At 29.0% G+C, this 16,378-nt stretch carries 18 protein-coding genes; 10 read left to right on the forward strand and 8 right to left on the reverse strand.

The window, feature by feature from the left end:
• Window positions 1-118: 118 nt before the first annotated feature.
• Genes GQR92_RS07365 through nadC form a run of 4 tightly spaced genes read right to left on the reverse strand, consistent with a single transcriptional unit; the run spans window position 119 to window position 4,044 of the window.
• Window positions 119-691: a pentapeptide repeat-containing protein gene (locus tag GQR92_RS07365; protein WP_158838491.1), complete on the reverse strand. Its 573-nt coding sequence runs from the start codon at window positions 689-691 to the stop codon at window positions 119-121.
• A gap of 7 nt (window positions 692-698) precedes the next feature.
• A complete protein-coding gene (locus tag GQR92_RS07370; RefSeq protein WP_158838492.1) occupies window positions 699-1,067 on the reverse strand; it encodes a copper resistance protein NlpE in 369 nt (122 codons plus the stop codon).
• A gap of 8 nt (window positions 1,068-1,075) precedes the next feature.
• Window positions 1,076-3,178 carry a M3 family metallopeptidase gene (locus GQR92_RS07375; protein ID WP_158838493.1) on the reverse strand — a complete coding sequence of 701 codons (2,103 nt, stop codon included), beginning with the start codon at window positions 3,176-3,178 and terminating at the stop codon, window positions 1,076-1,078.
• 5 nt (window positions 3,179-3,183) lie between these two features.
• Window positions 3,184-4,044 (reverse strand): carboxylating nicotinate-nucleotide diphosphorylase, encoded by an 861-nt coding sequence (nadC, locus tag GQR92_RS07380; RefSeq protein ID WP_158838494.1) that lies wholly within the window; start codon window positions 4,042-4,044, stop codon window positions 3,184-3,186.
• A 106-nt stretch (window positions 4,045-4,150) separates the two neighbouring features.
• Between nadC and rlmH the strand changes: the two genes are divergently transcribed.
• Window positions 4,151-4,624, forward strand: a complete 474-nt coding sequence (gene rlmH, locus GQR92_RS07385) for a 23S rRNA (pseudouridine(1915)-N(3))-methyltransferase RlmH (protein ID WP_158838495.1) — start codon at window positions 4,151-4,153, stop codon at window positions 4,622-4,624.
• 8 nt (window positions 4,625-4,632) lie between these two features.
• Here the strand turns inward: rlmH and GQR92_RS07390 are convergent, their stop codons facing one another.
• Window positions 4,633-5,718: a helix-turn-helix domain-containing protein gene (locus tag GQR92_RS07390; RefSeq protein WP_233270054.1), complete on the reverse strand. Its 1,086-nt coding sequence runs from the start codon at window positions 5,716-5,718 to the stop codon at window positions 4,633-4,635.
• 567 nt (window positions 5,719-6,285) lie between these two features.
• On the opposite strand from GQR92_RS07390, the gene GQR92_RS07395 reads away from it, so the two are divergent.
• The 4 genes from GQR92_RS07395 (at window position 6,286) to GQR92_RS07410 (ending at window position 9,965) form a co-directional block, all read left to right on the forward strand.
• Window positions 6,286-6,867, forward strand: a complete 582-nt coding sequence (locus tag GQR92_RS07395) for a non-canonical purine NTP diphosphatase (protein WP_158838497.1) — start codon at window positions 6,286-6,288, stop codon at window positions 6,865-6,867.
• A gap of 68 nt (window positions 6,868-6,935) precedes the next feature.
• Complete coding sequence (locus GQR92_RS07400) at window positions 6,936-7,964, forward strand: FecCD family ABC transporter permease (RefSeq protein WP_158838498.1); 1,029 nt, start codon at window positions 6,936-6,938, stop codon at window positions 7,962-7,964.
• A gap of 192 nt (window positions 7,965-8,156) precedes the next feature.
• The gene (locus GQR92_RS07405; protein ID WP_368074179.1) at window positions 8,157-8,861 is read left to right on the forward strand and encodes an ABC transporter ATP-binding protein; all 705 of its coding nucleotides are present in this window, start codon (window positions 8,157-8,159) and stop codon (window positions 8,859-8,861) included.
• A 63-nt stretch (window positions 8,862-8,924) separates the two neighbouring features.
• The gene (locus tag GQR92_RS07410; protein ID WP_158838499.1) at window positions 8,925-9,965 is read left to right on the forward strand and encodes a M28 family metallopeptidase; all 1,041 of its coding nucleotides are present in this window, start codon (window positions 8,925-8,927) and stop codon (window positions 9,963-9,965) included.
• 94 nt (window positions 9,966-10,059) lie between these two features.
• Here the strand turns inward: GQR92_RS07410 and GQR92_RS07415 are convergent, their stop codons facing one another.
• Window positions 10,060-11,430: a tetratricopeptide repeat protein gene (locus tag GQR92_RS07415; RefSeq protein ID WP_158838500.1), complete on the reverse strand. Its 1,371-nt coding sequence runs from the start codon at window positions 11,428-11,430 to the stop codon at window positions 10,060-10,062.
• A gap of 191 nt (window positions 11,431-11,621) precedes the next feature.
• Between GQR92_RS07415 and pyrR the strand changes: the two genes are divergently transcribed.
• The 5 genes from pyrR to GQR92_RS07440 are packed head-to-tail and all read left to right on the forward strand — an operon-like array spanning window position 11,622 to window position 14,709.
• Window positions 11,622-12,161, forward strand: coding sequence for a bifunctional pyr operon transcriptional regulator/uracil phosphoribosyltransferase PyrR (gene pyrR, locus GQR92_RS07420; RefSeq protein WP_158838501.1), 540 nt, complete (start codon window positions 11,622-11,624; stop codon window positions 12,159-12,161).
• Window positions 12,162-12,163: 2 nt separating this feature from the next.
• On the forward strand, window positions 12,164-13,093 hold the full coding sequence (locus GQR92_RS07425) for an aspartate carbamoyltransferase catalytic subunit (RefSeq protein ID WP_158838502.1): 930 nt from the start codon (window positions 12,164-12,166) through the stop codon (window positions 13,091-13,093).
• 40 nt (window positions 13,094-13,133) lie between these two features.
• Window positions 13,134-13,466: a hypothetical protein gene (locus GQR92_RS07430; protein ID WP_158838503.1), complete on the forward strand. Its 333-nt coding sequence runs from the start codon at window positions 13,134-13,136 to the stop codon at window positions 13,464-13,466.
• 11 nt (window positions 13,467-13,477) lie between these two features.
• Window positions 13,478-13,798, forward strand: a complete 321-nt coding sequence (locus GQR92_RS07435) for a T9SS type A sorting domain-containing protein (RefSeq protein WP_158838504.1) — start codon at window positions 13,478-13,480, stop codon at window positions 13,796-13,798.
• On the forward strand, window positions 13,795-14,709 hold the full coding sequence (locus GQR92_RS07440) for a ribonuclease Z (RefSeq protein WP_158838505.1): 915 nt from the start codon (window positions 13,795-13,797) through the stop codon (window positions 14,707-14,709). The genes GQR92_RS07435 and GQR92_RS07440 overlap by 4 nt, the downstream gene beginning before the upstream one ends.
• 22 nt (window positions 14,710-14,731) lie before the next feature.
• Here GQR92_RS07440 and GQR92_RS07445 read toward each other — a convergent pair whose 3' ends face one another.
• Window positions 14,732-15,094 (reverse strand): CoA-binding protein, encoded by a 363-nt coding sequence (locus tag GQR92_RS07445; protein ID WP_158838506.1) that lies wholly within the window; start codon window positions 15,092-15,094, stop codon window positions 14,732-14,734.
• 219 nt (window positions 15,095-15,313) lie between these two features.
• Window positions 15,314-16,321, reverse strand: a complete 1,008-nt coding sequence (locus tag GQR92_RS07450) for a 3-oxoacyl-ACP synthase III family protein (RefSeq protein WP_158838507.1) — start codon at window positions 16,319-16,321, stop codon at window positions 15,314-15,316.
• Between the last annotated feature and the right edge of the window lie 57 nt (window positions 16,322-16,378).

Genomic DNA, 16,378 nt, shown 5'->3' on the forward strand with positions numbered 1-16,378 from the left:
AAATTTGTAGCGATTTACAGTTTTATAAGTTACAAAGGTTAAAACTTTAAATTAGTTCCTTTGTGTTTTTATACTTCTAATAATACTTAATAACATTTGTTCTATTTCTCTTGATAATTTATTCAACCACAATTTTATATTCTGATAAAAGACCTACAATATTTTCCTTACTAAACTTTGCGCCTTTTAATTGATTTTTTTCTGGGTTGATATTAAAATTATATGCAGTTCTAAAATCTGACTTTTCTATATTAGTTCTGCCAAAAACAGCCCCTTTAAAATCGCAATTATCAAAAACAGCATTTGTTAACATACTTTCTGTAAAATCTACTTCTTGTAAGTTACAATCTTTAAATTTTGTTTTTGGTATTTTTAGTTGATAAAAACTAGCAAAACTTAATTGACATTCCTTAAAATTAAACTGTAATAAAAAAGGATCACATCCATTAAATTTTATGCCTATCATTTTACAGTTACTAAAACTTACATCTTTAAAAGCAGTATGATCTACAATCGTATTACTAAAATTGCAATCTACAAATTCACATTCTACAAACTGAATATTTGATGCATGAATTCCCTCGAAATTACAATTTAAAAACGTACAATTATCATATTCTCCTTTTTGAATTTTTGTGTCCGTAAAATCAATTTTTGTGTATTCCTCGCTATCAAAATAATTGTCCGTCATTTATAAATTACTCTTGTTTTATCAATTTATAATTTAAATCACTTTTAATTATATTTCCATCAATATCTAGTAATTCTATATAGTTTTCGTCAATTTTATACTTAAAAGGAGACGCTTTTAAATCTAAAACTAATTGTCCTTCTGTAACTGTATATTTCCCTGACTCCTTAAAAATAGTTCCGTTACCTTTCCCTTTGTAAACTTTTTCTAATACAAAAGTACTATCCGTATTCAACGTCATTTTATTATCAATTCCGGTACAATCTCCACAAGGAAATTCGCCCTGATAAACACCTGTAATATCTTTTACTTCATTGCTTTTACAAGCTGAAAAAATAAGACAAGCAATGACTAAAATTTTTAAAAATTGTTTCATGTAAACCTCTATTTTAATCCTCTAGCTTTTAACATTGGTGCTGCTTCTGGATTTCTACCTGCAAAGGTTTTATACATTTCTGCATAATCCATTGTATTTCCTTTTGATAAAACTTGATCACGAAATTTTTGTCCGTTTTCTCTTGTTAATAAACCATTGTCTTTAAACCAATCATAGGCATCGTGACTTAACATTTCTGTCCATAAATAAGAATAATACCCTGCAGAATAACCTCCACTAAAGATATGTGCAAAGTAAGTTGAACGATATCTTGGTGGAATTTCATTTACATTTAAGTTCATGCTTTTTAATGCTTCTGCTTCAAACTTAGCAACATCTTCAATTTTATCATTTACAGAAATTGTATGCCATTTCATATCTAAACTAGAAGAACACAAGTTTTCTATCATAGAATACCCTTGGTTAAAAGTACCAGCATCTTTAATTTTTTGCAATAATTCTGCAGGAATTACTTTTCCTGTTTTGTAATGAATTGCATAATTATTTAAAATTTCTGGATGCGTAGACCAGTTTTCATTAAACTGAGACGGAAATTCTACAAAATCTCTAGCGGTACTTGTTCCTGAAATAGAAGCATATTTTTGATTTCCGAAAAAACCGTGTAATGCATGTCCAAATTCATGAAACATCGTTTCTACTTCATCAAAACTAATTAAAACAGGCTCTCCTGCTGCTGGTTTTGTAGAATTACAAACATTATAAATTACAGGTTTTTGGTTACGTAATTTAGATTGTTTTACAAAACTACTCATCCACGCACCACCACGTTTGCTATCTCTTGCAAAGTAATCTCCAAAAAATAATCCTAATTTACTTCCATCTTCTTCAAACAACTCGTATACCACAACATCTGGGTGATATGTTGGTATGTCTGTACGTTTTTTAAAGGTAATTCCGTATAATTTTGTAGCTGCGTAGAAAACACCTTTTTCTAACACATTGGTCATTTCAAAATAAGGTTTTACCTCATCTTCATTTAAGTTATATTTAGATTTACGCACTTTTTCTGCATAATGATTCCAATCATAAGCAGCCAATTTAAAGTCTTTTCCTTCTTTATTTATTTCTGCCTGAATCTCTTTAATTTCTGAGTTTGCTTTTTCTAAAGAACCCGGAATTAAGTTTTTAAACATATTAAAAACCGTTTCTGGATTTGATGCCATGGTACCTTGTAAACTCCAGCTTGCATAATTATCAAAGCCTAAAATTTGTGCTTTTTGAGCTCTTAACAGCACCATTTTCTTTACTAAATCACTAGTATCATAATCCCCAGCATCAGCCCTATGAATCGATTTTTCGAACAATTGTTTTCTAACTTCTCTATTTTCTAACGTTTGTAAAGAAGGTTGTTGCGTTGTATTAATTAACTGAATTTCATATTTACCATCTTTTTCTAAAGAAGCTATTTTTTCTTCAGAAAAACCTTTTAATTGTGCTTTGTCAGAAATTACAATACCACCTTTTTTACTAGCATCTAATAGTTTCTTTCCAAAATCATTAGACAAACTCGCTATTTCTGAATTAATCTCTTTTAATTTCTCCTTTTTTTCTTCGGATAAATTTGCACCTGCTTTGGTAAAATCTTTAAAATATTCTTTTACTAAGTGTTCTGATTCTGCATCTAAATTAGCTGTTGACAAATTATTATAAACCGTTTTAATTTTCGCAAACAACTTTGTGTTTAACAAAATATCATCAGAATGTTTAGAAAATTTTGGAGCTAATTCTTTTTGATTTGCTTTTATTGTATCATTTGTATGTGCACCTGCCAATCCAGAAAAAACAGCAGTTACTGCATCTAACTTTTTGCTACTTTCTTCTAAAGCTAAAATCGTATTTTCAAAAGTTGGAGCGTCAGTATTCTGAGTGATTTTTTCAATTGCTTCATTTTGCAATTTCATCCCTTCTAAAATAGCTGGTAAAAAATGTTTTGCTTTAATTTTAGAGAAATCTGGCGTACCATATTCTAGTGTACTTTGCACTAATAGAGGATTTTTAGAGATATCCATATTATTTTCTTTTTTAGCTTCTTTAGTATTGCAAGAAATTACAAGTAATAAAGAGGCAGCTATTGTTATATATTTTTTCATCCTTATTAGTCTATTGCTTTTAAACTTAAATCTAAATTATAAACCGAATGTGTTAATGCCCCAGAAGAAATAAAATCTACACCACATTCTGCATATTTTCTAATCGTTTCTTCATTAATTCCGCCAGAAGACTCTGTTAAACAAGTATCACCAATTAAAGCAACTGCTTTTTTAGTATCTTCATAATTAAAGTTGTCTATTAGAATTCTATAAACGCCTTCGTTAGATAAAATTTCTTTAATTTCTTCTAAACTTCTTGCCTCTACAATAATCTTAATATCTAATTTTTTATCGGCTAAATATTTCTTTGTTTTTGTTATTGCAGCTGTAATTCCGCCAGCAAAATCTATATGATTGTCTTTTATCATTACCATATCATACAACGCAAAACGGTGGTTTTCTCCTCCTCCTATTTTTACAGCCCATTTTTCGATTGCTCTAATTCCTGGAGTTGTTTTTCTTGTATCTAAAACCTTTGTTTTTGTGCCTTTTAATAAGTTTGCAAAAAAGGCTGTTTTTGTTGCAATTGCAGACATTCTTTGCATAGCATTTAACACCAAACGCTCTGCCATTAAAATCGATTGAGATTTTCCGGAAACATGAAAAACAATATCTCCATATTTTACATCCTCTCCATCATTAATAAACGTTTCTACTTGTAAATCTTTATCAACATAGCTAAAAACTTGTTTTGCAAATTCTACTCCAGCTATAATTCCATCTTCTTTTACCAATAATTTTGCTTTCCCTTCTGCATCCGCAGGAATACAAGAAAGTGACGTATGATCTCCATCGCCAATATCTTCTCTAATGGCATTTTTTATAATTAAATCTAACTCGTTTTGAAATTGTTCTTTTGATATCATAATTATTGAATTCTGATGTAAAAATAACAATTTAATTATGAATTACTAATTATCAATTACGCTAATTAATTCATAATTATACATTGATAATTCGTAATTTTGAACTATGAAAATTAAATTACTTGCCATTGGTAAAACTGATAACAAACAGTTAATTCAGTTAATTGACGAATATCAAAATAGATTAAAACATTACATAAAGTTTGAGTTAGAGATTATTCCTGACATTAAAAATGTAAAGAATTTAAGCGAAATTCAACAAAAAGAAAAAGAAGGAGAATTAATTTTATCTAAACTACAAAACACAGATCAATTGGTGTTGTTAGATGATAAAGGGAAACACTATACTTCTATAGAGTTTTCTAAGTACTTACAAAAGAAAATGAATGCTGGTACAAAGCAATTAGTTTTGGTTATTGGAGGTCCTTATGGTTTTTCTGATGCGGTTTATAAAAAATCAATTGGAAAAATATCTCTTTCTAAAATGACTTTTTCTCACCAAATGATTCGCCTTTTTATTGTAGAACAATTGTATAGAGGTTTTACAATTCTTAAGAATGAGCCTTACCATCATGAGTAAACTCTATTTTACTCTTTCTTTACTTTATTATAATCTTGTGGAGAATACGTTGTAATACTTTTAAAAGCAATAAAAAAAGGATTGTAAGACGCAAAACCCGTTTTATAAGCTAAAGACTCAAAGGTTTCTGTATTTAAAAAACCACCTTCTATAAGTTTAAGAGCATCTTGGATTCTACTATTTTTTCTATATTCTGTAAAAGAAATTTTAGAATGATATTTAAACAAATACACTATATGACTTGTAGGAACTCCTAAAGTTTCTGCAATATCACTCTGAGAAACTTTTTGACTTCGAAAAATAAATTTTTCAGTACTTAATTTATCAACCTCCTTAATATAACTTACAATATTGGTTCTTATATTCTCTTGTAATCTATGATCTTGACTGTCTTCTTTAATAGCGACTTCTATAACCCAGTTATTACCAACAACATTATTAACTAGAGTTACACGCTCTTTCTTATTTATTGGCGTTTCATTAAATTTTAACAAGGTTTTATTTAATATAGGAAGTCCGTATAATATTTCTGGCGAAATTAAAATTTTAAAAAAAGCTGATAACCAAAAAATCATTGAAAAAACTGCCATTGTCTTTCCTGAAACTTTTTCTCCTGTTTTAAACTCTGTGTATAAAGAAATAAAAACCATAATACTACAAAGTATATTAATTACAAAAAAGTAAATGGTCCAATTTTTAACCAAGTTAAAATGATGTTTATTTAAAAGCAAGTTCTTTCTAAACCATACTTCTTTTTTTAATAAATTAAAAATAATTACAAGATAAAATATTACAAAAATTGAGATTAAATAAAAATTAGTCATAGCTCCAAAGTAAAACAGAAAGCTATTGTGTAAAACTTCAATTGAATTAATGAGATACAAAAATATTATAAAAAAAAGATGCTTTAAATCTTTAGAATCGTACGCTTTTTTCTGGTTTACTAAATGCTTATAATATAAATATAAAGAAGGTGCAAGAATTAAAAACAACAAAGAATACAAACCACTATCTGGTTTTAAAACGGCTTGCAAACCTAAATCATAACTACCATGAAAAAAATAACGAAAGGAAATTACACTTATAATAAGCACTAAAAAAAGATTACAAAAGGGATTAGAATTATAAGATCTAATCATTAAGCTAACCGTAACAAGCCCAATAATGCCTGTAAATAAAAATAAGAAGGCTTCTATCAAACTATTTAGAGGGAATTTAGTTTATCAAAACTACAAAAAATTAACTAATCTTCTTTGTCTTTTATTACTGATTTGCTAAAATTCTTACTGATTTAGCTAAAATAACGACTCTTTAAACTTTTAAACGAAGTTTGCTTTATTTATTTTTTTAAGTTTGACATAAATAAAAAACAACGTACAGTAAATATACTTGTCAACTTAATTTTGTGTTTATAGAAAATATAAAAAGTAATTTTTTATGAATTTGGGGAAATAGTAAAATAGTTTCTTTTAATTTTCACATAAACACATGTTGACAAGCTATAAAGTCATTAACTACATAAAAACTTTATTTTACATCTTTAGTTTTATAGTTCTAAAAAAAGAATCTTACAAAAGAACTTTCATTAATGATAAGTTTACAATAGCAGAACTCTTTAAAATTACACTGTTAAATTTCTTACATTTGCTAAAATGAAACAGATGAAATTAGTTTTCGCTACCAACAATCTAAACAAGCTTGCTGAGGTTCAAAAAATGTTACCAGACTCAATACAATTATTGAGCTTAAAAGACATTAATTGTTTTGATGAAATTGAAGAAACCGAAACAACTTTGCAAGGAAATGCTAAATTAAAAGCAGATTATATTACCTCTAAATTTGGTTTTAATTGTTTTGCTGATGATACAGGCCTAGAAGTAGAAAGTTTAGATGGAAAACCAGGTGTTTATTCTGCTCGTTTTGCTGGAGAACCTTCCAACTCTGATAACAATATGCAAAAACTTTTAGAAGATCTAAAAGATAAAACCAATAGAAAAGCACAATTTAGAACGGCAGTTGCACTTAATCTAAATAACGAACAATTTATTTTTGAAGGCACTTGTAAAGGTGAAATATTTAAAAAAAAACATGGTGAAAAAGGATTTGGGTATGACCCTATATTTAAACCAGAAGGTTTTGAAGTTTCTTTTGCTGAAATGAGTTCTGAACAAAAAAACAAAATTTCGCACAGAGGAATTGCTATAGATAAATTAGTAAACTTTTTATCAAATTATAAATCTTAAACTGGTCTCCTAAAATTAATTGAGAGGTTTTAAATAGGTTTCGATAGCCATCAACCTGACATTTATCAATGGAAAAAAAAACGTACAGAAAACACTTTATATTTTTATCTATTTTACTGCTGTTTTTCTTTTTCTTAAACGTCAGCTTAGGATCTGTTTCTATCCCTTTTAAAGATATTTTTAATAGCATTATTGGAGGAAATGTTACTAAAGATAGTTGGGAAACAATAATTATCAATTTTAGAATTCCGAAAGCAATTACAGCTATTTTAGTAGGTTCTGGCTTGTCTATTTGTGGTTTATTAATGCAAACATTATTTAAAAACCCTTTAGCAGGTCCTTTTGTTTTAGGTATTTCTTCTGGAGCAAGTTTAGGAGTTGCTATTTTAATTTTAGGGTCATCTGTCTTTGGTGGCTTTTTTTTAAATGCATCTATATCTAACTGGTCTTTACCTATTGCAGCTAGTTTAGGTGCTTTTTTAGTTTTATCCGCAGTTATTATAGCGGCTAATCGAGTAAAAAACACCATGTCCATTTTAATTATTGGGCTAATGTTTGGTTCTTTAACCTCTGCAGTGATTAGTGTTTTAGCTTACTTTAGTGAAGCTGCTCAAATACAACAATACCTGTTTTGGAGTTTTGGAAGTTTGGGTAATTTAACTTGGAATGAGATTACCGTTTTTGTTATTATTTATTCCATCGGAATTTTAGGAACAATTTCCGTTATAAAACCATTAAACAGTTTTTTATTAGGAGAAAATTATGCAAAAAGCTTAGGAATTAACGTAAAAAAAAGTAGGAACATTATTTTACTAATTACTAGTATTTTAACCGGAGTAATCACCGCTTTTTCTGGACCAATTGCCTTTGTGGGATTAGCGGTTCCGCACATTGCAAGAATGTTATTTTCTAGTTCTAATCATAAAACATTATTACCAGCTGTTGCCCTTATAGGCGCTATTGTTTTGTTAATTTGCGATATGATTGCGCAATTACCAACAAGCGAGTTTACGCTTCCTATAAATGCAATTACATCCTTATTTGGTGCACCTATAGTTATTTGGTTGTTAATTAGAAAAAAGAGGTTATTTGTTTAAAGTGTGTAGAGTAATAATAAGAAGTAGCAAAGTAAAAATGAGTAACAAAGCAGTAAGGCTAACAAGCAAAACTTTGAAACTAAATTAAAAAATTACGTCATTAAAAAAACAAACGAAAATATCATTTTAAGAACTGAAAATCTATCTATAGGTTATCAGCAAAAAAAGAACGCCAAAGTTGTAGCGTCTGATATTAATTTAGAAATTGAAAAAGGAAAACTAGTAACCGTTTTAGGTAAAAACGGAATCGGAAAATCTACATTATTAAGAACGCTTTCTAAAGTACAAAAACCTATTTCTGGTGATATCTTTATCCATCAGAAAAAACTAAAAACACTTACAGAAAAAGAATTGTCTACACAATTAAGTTTGGTTTTAACAGAACGTTTGCCAGAAAGTCAATTAACGGTTTACGAGCTAATTGCCCTAGGTAGGCAACCATACACAAACTGGATTGACAAACTTTCTCCCAAAGACATTGCAAAGGTAGAAACTGCGATTCAACAAACAGAAATTGAACACCTTAAAAACAATCGTTTTTACGAATTAAGTGATGGTCAACTACAAAGAGTTCTTATTGCAAGAGCACTTGCGCAAGATACAGAGATTATTATTTTAGATGAACCTACTGCGCATTTAGACATGCATCATACCATTAAAATATTTTCGTTATTAAAACGACTTGTAGCAGAAACTCAAAAAACAGTTATTATTTCATCACACGAAATTAATTTGTCCATTCAATTGGCAGATGAAATTATCCTTTTAACAGAAAACACGTTTCACGCTGGCACTCCTGCAGAATTAATAGCAGCCAATGCTTTTGATACTTTATTTCCGAAAGAATTGGTTAATTTTAACAAAACGTTACAACAATTTGTAATTAACAAAAGTTAATTTTGATCATCTTTTTTTTAAATTTAAAATCACTTATTTTTTAATATTTACTTAACCAATTCAATGAAAAAATTACTTTATTCTTTTAGTCTTTTATTTTTTATAGCGTGTAGCTCTAGTCAAAATGCATCTAAAGAAGATAAAAACACAGATTATTCGGCAAAATATGCCGCAACAATTACAGCAGAAAACTTAAAAACACATTTGTACATTTTTGCTTCGGATGAATTTGAAGGAAGAAATACAGGAGAACCTGGACAAAAAAAAGCCATTAAGTATTTAAAAGATTTTTATGTAAGTCAAGGAATTGCATCTCCATTAGGAGGCGATGATTATTATCAGGAAGTTTCTGTAGAATTTTTAAACAAAAACTCTAGACGCGGTCAATTAAAAGATTCTGAAAATGTTTTAGCGTATATTAAAGGAACTGAAAAGCCAGATGAAATTGTTGTTATTTCTGCACATTTAGATCATGAAGGTATAAAAAATGGTGAAATTTATAATGGTGCAGATGATGATGGCTCTGGTTCTATGGCTATTTTAGAAATTGCAGAAGCGTTTCAAAAAGCAGTAAAAGCAGGTAAAGGACCAAAAAGATCTGTATTATTTTTACATGTTACAGGAGAAGAAAAAGGATTACTCGGATCTAAATACTACACAGAAAACCCTGTTTTTCCATTAGCCAATACAGTATGCGATTTAAATATTGATATGATTGGTAGAGTTGATAAAGCACATACTATCGATTCTAATTACGTGTATTTAATTGGTGCTGATAAGTTAAGTACAGAGCTTCATCAGATTTCTGAAAATGCAAATACAAAATACACCAACATTAATTTAGATTATAAGTATAATGATGAAAATGATCCAAATCGTTTTTACTACAGATCTGATCATTATAACTTTGCAAAACACAATATACCTGTTATCTTTTATTTTAACGGAACACATGATGATTACCATAAACCTTCTGATACACCAGACAAAATTGAATATGATTTATTAGCAAAAAGAACACGTTTGGTATTTCACACTGCTTGGGAAGTTGCCAATAGAGAATCTAGATTAATTGTTGATAAAGTGCAACCAATAAAGAAATAGATTCAATAAAACTTATTGATCAAACAGTAAAAACCTCACAAATTTGTGAGGTTTTTTTTATATAAAAAGAAGTTTTTAATTCATTCTACAAGCACTACTCCATCGCTTTTTTGTAATTATTTAAAAGCTTTTGCACTTTTTTATTATCATAAACAATAGGATACAATTCTTTTAAAACAATGTTGTAATTGTAATCTATTTTTAAAGCTGCAATTAAATGATTGTAACCATACTTTTCCTTATCCAAAAGAAAAAACAAACCTGCTAATCGATATTCTATTTCAGCTGTATTTTTATATTTTTTTTGTGCTTTAATTAAAATGCTAATTGCATCGTTAAATTCGCCCAAGAAAGACAAAACATCCGTTAAACCAATAAAGTTAACTAACGCATCATCATTTAACGCTAAGCACTTTTTAAATCCCGTTACTGCTTCTTCATAGAAATTAAGTTTTAAGTTTATTTCTGCATAAAGCTTCCAATACAAAGCATTGTCTTCTTCAATTTTTAATGCTTTAGAGATATAATATGCTGCCTTTTCATAATTTTCTTCTATAAAATATAAATTAGTTAATAGCACCCAAGCTTTATCTAACAAAGGATCTTCATGAACTGCTTTTTTATAAAATGAAATTGCTTTATCAAAATTTAGTAATTTTTCATAACACTCACCCACTCTAGTATATACAAAAGCAGTTGCGTCATCTAACTCTAAAGTAATTAGATAATTATCAATAGCTTCATTATAACGCCTTAGCTGTTCTAATGTTTTTGCTTTTTCTAAATAACCACCAATAAAAGACTCGTCAATTATAACAGCATAATCAAAAGACGTTAAAGCTTTTTCATAGTTTTCTAAAATAAAATATTGCCTTCCTAATTGATGCCAAGCAACTTCACAATAAGGGTTTATTTCTATATAAGTATTTAAATATGTAATGGCTTCTTCATGATCTTGTTCCATATCGAAACAATACACCACGTTATACAACGCCGAATAATCTTCAAAATCTACATTTACACATTTAGAAAACGTTAAACGTGCATTTTTAAAATCATCTAAATACAAATATTCCATCCCTAAAAGAGACCAAACATCTACTTTATCATCTGTAAATGTTAATGCTTTTTTTAATAAATCTATGGCTCCTTTATGATTTCCTTTTTTAGAACTAATGGTCGCTTTTTGAATAAAAACCTCATCATTATTGGGTTCTAAACGCTCAATAATCTTTAGCAACATAGAGGCTTTATCTAACTCATCTTCAAAAACATAAATTTCTACTTGTAGTAATTTTAAATCTACAGAAGCAGGGTGTTGCTGCAACCCAAGCTTTACAGCCTTTTTAGCCAACGCATGTTTACCTGCATCTAAATAATGTACAATTATTTCTTCAAACTCTACCAAGTCAAAAAAATAAACCGCATTGGTTTTAAGCATCGATTCAAACTTTAAGAGGGACATAACTATGAGTTTTACATTACTTATTAAAGATACTACAACTCTTACCGCCCTATGTATTTAGACAGATTTGTTTTCAACAATTTAATTAACATTGAAGTGTTGCCATTTTAGTAGGTATAAATTTTGCACATACATTTATTTACAGTAATTTTGATTTTCAATAACTATCAGGCTAAATTGATAGCTTTCTTATGAGCAAAAAAACCTTACTTAACTCAAAGGATATTGAAATAATTTTACATCGATTAGCGTGTCAGTTAATCGAAAATCATAACGATTTTTCTAATACCGTTTTAATTGGTCTACAACCAAGAGGTAGTTTTTTAGCTAAAAGATTAGCTGATTTATTAAAAACTACTTATCAAGTGGAAGGCTTACAATTAGGGCTTTTAGATATTACCTTTTACAGAGACGATTTTAGACGAAGAGATGCTCCTTTAGCAGCAACCGCAACTGAAATGGACTTTATTATTGAGGGTAAAAATGTAGTAATTATAGACGATGTTTTGTACTCTGGTAGAAGTGTAAGAGCTGCATTAACGGCAATGCAAGCTTACGGAAGACCAGATAATATAGAGTTATTAGTATTAATTGACAGACGTTTTAGTAGACATTTACCTATTCAGCCTAATTATAGAGGTAGGCAAGTAGATGCTATTAATAAAGAAAAAGTGTTGGTAACTTGGGCTGAGACCCATAAAAAAGACGCAGTTTATATAGAATTAAAATAATTATGTCAGAATTAAGTGTAGAACATTTATTGGGAATAAAGTATCTAAAATCAACTGATATTGATCTTATTTTTAGAACTGCAGATCATTTTAAAGAGGTAATTAATAGACCTATTAAAAAAGTGCCTTCTTTAAGAGATATTACTATTGCCAACTTGTTTTTTGAAAACAGCACCCGTACAAAGTTAAGTTTCGAATTGGCGGAAAAAAGACTTTCTGCAGATGTAATTAATTTTTCTGCTGGGCAATCATCAGTAAAAAAAGGAGAAACTTTAATAGATACCGTAAACAACATTTTGGCTATGAAAGTTGATATTGTTGTAATGAGACACGCAAGTGTTGGTGCAGGAGTATTTTTATCTAGACATGTAGATGCTAAAATTATCAATGCTGGTGATGGCACGCACGAACACCCAACACAAGCCTTATTAGACTCTTACTCTATTAGAGAAAAATTAGGAAATGTAAAAGGTAAAAAAATTGTTATTGTAGGTGATATCTTACACTCTAGAGTTGCTTTATCTAACATATTTGCATTGCAATTACAAGGTGCAGAAGTAAAGGTTTGTGGACCTACAACGTTAATACCTAAATACATTTCTAGTTTAGGTGTACAAGTAGAAACCAACCTAAAAAAAGCACTAGAATGGTGTGATGTTGCCAATGTTTTACGTGTTCAAAATGAAAGAATGGATATTAAATATTTTCCTTCAACTAGAGAATACACGCAACTTTTTGGAATTAACCAAGAGATTTTAGACAACCTTGGTAAAAAAATTGTAATCATGCATCCAGGGCCAATAAATCGTGGTGTAGAAATTACAAGTGATGTTGCAGATTCTGATCAATCTATTATATTAAATCAAGTAGAAAACGGAGTTGCGGTTAGAATGGCTGTTATTTATTTATTAGCGCAACAAGTTAAAAGATAAATAAATAGACTATTTATAGTGGCTTTAAAAAATCAGTGAAATGAAAATTGAAAAACAAGAAAATTATATACTTTTCACATCCGAAGAAAAGCTACTTGGAAAATTACTTCCATTATTTTTAAAATCTGTAGAAGATTATAAAAACTCTAATATTATTCTTCAAATTTCGGATAACATTAACGCTTCAATAACAGATTTTTCACTATTTTTGAGAATAGCAGAACAAAAAAAGGAAAATGGCACATCATTTGTAATAGTAAATTCTAATGTAAATATAGACGATTTTCCTGACAATTTTAATATTACGCCCACTTTACAAGAAGCTATCGATATATTAGACATGGAGGCTATGGAAAGAGAATTAGGATTTTAAACAAGAAACAAATGATAAAAAAATTACTTTTAATTTTATTTTTAAGTAGTATTACTTTAGGTTTTTCTCAAGAAAAATCTATTGATGGTTTATCTGCTGCTCCAAATCCTTTTACAAATTCTACAAAGATTAGTTTTTTATCAGCTACAAACTCAACAGTCTACTTTACGGTTAAAAACGTTTTAGGAAAAACCGTATTCAGAAAAAACATTTTAATAAAACCTGGTAAAAATAGCATTCCTTTTTATAAGAATGATTTACCTACAGGAATGTATATTTACAGTATTCAAGATAAAGAGAAAACGATTTCTAAACGACTTGTTATTAGATGAGTATAACACTAACTATTTTAGGTTGTCATTCTGCAACACCAAGACTAAACGCTTTTCCTACTTCTCAATATTTAGAAATTAACAATCGTCATTTTTTAATTGATTGTGGTGAGGGTACACAGCGCCAAATGAGAAAATACAAAGTAGGTTTTTCTAAGATTAATCATATTTTTATATCTCATTTACATGGAGATCATTTTTATGGTTTGGTTGGCCTATTAGCTACTTTTGGTATTTTAAACAGAGAAAAAGAACTTCATATTTATGGTCCAAAAGGCATTAAAGAAGTCACTTTATTACAATTAAAAATTTCTCAGTCTCACGCAAAATATACAATGATTTTTCATGAATTGACTTCTAAAAAAAGTGAACTCATTTTTGAAGATGATAAAGTTTCTGTACGTACTATTCCTTTAACACATAGAGTGTATACTAACGGATATTTGTTTACCGAAAAAGAAAAATCGAGAAAATTAAACATGCTAAATATTAGCGGATATCCAGAAATTGACAAAGCAGATTATTTAAATATAAAAGCAGGTAGAGATGTTACTTTACCTTCTGGTGAAATTGTGCCAAATGCAGCATTAACATTAAACCCGCCTAAACCTTTAAGTTTTGCTTTTTGTAGTGATACTAGCTATAAACCAGATATTGTACCTATTATAGAAAATGCTGATTTATTATATCACGAAGCTACTTTTTTAGAAGATAGAGAAGATTTAGCAAAAAAAACAAGGCATTCTACAACAAAACAAGCCGCTGAAATTGCAAAACAAGCAAACGTAAAAGAATTGATTATTGGTCATTATTCTGGCAGATATAAAGACATCTCTTTGTTTAAAAAAGAAGCGCAAGAAATTTTTGAAAACACAAAATTGGCTGAACCTGGAAAATCATTTACGGTATAATTAATCTAATTCAGTTTACTTTTTAATATTGATTTGTACTCAATAAAACTAATGTACAAGCAATTTCAGACTCAATATTATTCTCGTTTAACAACTTTACAAACTCCATATTTTCTGTTCCTGGGTTAAATATTACCCTTCTTGGTTTTAAACCAATTATATAGTTATAATACTGTTCTTGTCTTTTTGGGTTTAAATACAAAGTTACCGTATCTATATTTGTATAGGCTTTCTTTTCATCATCAATTACGACTACTAAAACAGTTCCCTTTCTTAAGCCTAAAGCAGCAACTTTTATTTCTTTATCAACCAATCTTTTAATAGCAATATTAGAATATCTATTTGGGTTTATGGATGCTCCTATAACTAAAGTTACGTTTTTCATTTCTATAAAAATTTAATTACATCACCAATATAAACAATTAAAAATTTAGTTCAAAGTGAATTGAGCACATTTATTTAAGGAAACAAAAAAACAAATATTGTATTTTATTATAGAAGTTCAACACCCCAATTATGCAAACTAAAAAGTAACTGAATAAAATTAAACAAAAAAAGATGCTACAAAATATAGCATCTTTTTAATATTATCTAAAAGAAAAACTTACCATCTAATAATAACGCTTCCCCAAGTAAAACCACTACCAAAAGCTGCTAAAACAACTAAGTCGTTCTCTTTTATTTTACCTTCTTCCCAAGCTTCTGTTAAGGCTATAATTACAGAAGCTGCAGTTGTGTTTCCATATTTTTGAATATTATTAAAAACCTGATCATCAGATAACTTAAACTTCTTTTGTATAAATTGAGCAATACGTAAATTTGCTTGATGCGGAATTAACATATCAATATCTTCCTTGTCTAATTTATTAGCTGTTAACCCCTCTACAATTGCCTCAGAAAAACGTGTTATTGCATGTTTAAACACAAATTGACCATTCATATAAGGGAAATAAGAAACATCATCTGGATCATTTCTTTCAATAATTCCAGGAACCCATTTTCCTGTAGACGGACCTTCTAAAACCAATTCTTTAGCATGTTTTCCTTCCGAATGTAAATGAGTAGATAAAATTCCTTTTCCAGCTTCTTCACTTCTAGAAAGTACCGCTGCCCCTGCTCCATCACCAAAAATAACCGAAATATTTCTTCCTCTTGTAGATTTATCTAATCCACCAGAATGATTTTCAGCTCCAATTACCAAAATATTTTTATACATTCCTGTTTTTATAAACTGGTCTGCAACAGACATTGCATATATAAAACCAGAACATTGGTTACGTACATCTAATGCAGGAATTGTACCCATATCTAACATTTCTTGCACTTGTACACCACCACCAGGAAAATACATATCCGGACTTAAAGTTGCAAACACAATAAAATCGATATCATCTTTAGTTAAACCCGCTCTTTCAATTGCAATTCTAGATGCTTTTGCTCCCATAACTGCTGTAGTATCACCCGATTTAGGATCAATCCAACGTCTTTCTTTTATCCCTGTTCTTTCTTGAATCCATTCATCTGAAGTATCCATGAATTCTTTTAAATCGTTATTCGTAACAATATTTTCTGGGACATAATATCCAAGTCCGATTATTTTTGAATTATACATATTTTTATATTGATTATTTGATTATTTGCAACTTTATAGTACATAAAAACACTAATT

The organism is Polaribacter sp. L3A8 (assembly GCF_009796785.1).
GTDB lineage: Bacteria > Bacteroidota > Bacteroidia > Flavobacteriales > Flavobacteriaceae > Polaribacter.

Bases quoted from the DNA above. Each gene is read 5' to 3' on its own strand.
- GQR92_RS07365 (WP_158838491.1), bottom strand. From the start codon at position 691: ATGACGGACAATTATTTTGATAGCGAGGAATACACAAAAATTGATTTT.
- GQR92_RS07370 (WP_158838492.1), bottom strand. From the start codon at position 1,067: ATGAAACAATTTTTAAAAATTTTAGTCATTGCTTGTCTTATTTTTTCA.
- GQR92_RS07375 (WP_158838493.1), bottom strand. From the start codon at position 3,178: ATGAAAAAATATATAACAATAGCTGCCTCTTTATTACTTGTAATTTCT.
- nadC (WP_158838494.1), bottom strand. From the start codon at position 4,044: ATGATATCAAAAGAACAATTTCAAAACGAGTTAGATTTAATTATAAAA.
- rlmH (WP_158838495.1), top strand. From the start codon at position 4,151: ATGAAAATTAAATTACTTGCCATTGGTAAAACTGATAACAAACAGTTA.
- GQR92_RS07395 (WP_158838497.1), top strand. From the start codon at position 6,286: ATGAAATTAGTTTTCGCTACCAACAATCTAAACAAGCTTGCTGAGGTT.
- GQR92_RS07400 (WP_158838498.1), top strand. From the start codon at position 6,936: ATGGAAAAAAAAACGTACAGAAAACACTTTATATTTTTATCTATTTTA.
- GQR92_RS07410 (WP_158838499.1), top strand. From the start codon at position 8,925: ATGAAAAAATTACTTTATTCTTTTAGTCTTTTATTTTTTATAGCGTGT.
- GQR92_RS07415 (WP_158838500.1), bottom strand. From the start codon at position 11,430: ATGTCCCTCTTAAAGTTTGAATCGATGCTTAAAACCAATGCGGTTTAT.
- pyrR (WP_158838501.1), top strand. From the start codon at position 11,622: ATGAGCAAAAAAACCTTACTTAACTCAAAGGATATTGAAATAATTTTA.
- GQR92_RS07425 (WP_158838502.1), top strand. From the start codon at position 12,164: ATGTCAGAATTAAGTGTAGAACATTTATTGGGAATAAAGTATCTAAAA.
- GQR92_RS07430 (WP_158838503.1), top strand. From the start codon at position 13,134: ATGAAAATTGAAAAACAAGAAAATTATATACTTTTCACATCCGAAGAA.
- GQR92_RS07435 (WP_158838504.1), top strand. From the start codon at position 13,478: ATGATAAAAAAATTACTTTTAATTTTATTTTTAAGTAGTATTACTTTA.
- GQR92_RS07440 (WP_158838505.1), top strand. From the start codon at position 13,795: ATGAGTATAACACTAACTATTTTAGGTTGTCATTCTGCAACACCAAGA.
- GQR92_RS07445 (WP_158838506.1), bottom strand. From the start codon at position 15,094: ATGAAAAACGTAACTTTAGTTATAGGAGCATCCATAAACCCAAATAGA.
- GQR92_RS07450 (WP_158838507.1), bottom strand. From the start codon at position 16,321: ATGTATAATTCAAAAATAATCGGACTTGGATATTATGTCCCAGAAAAT.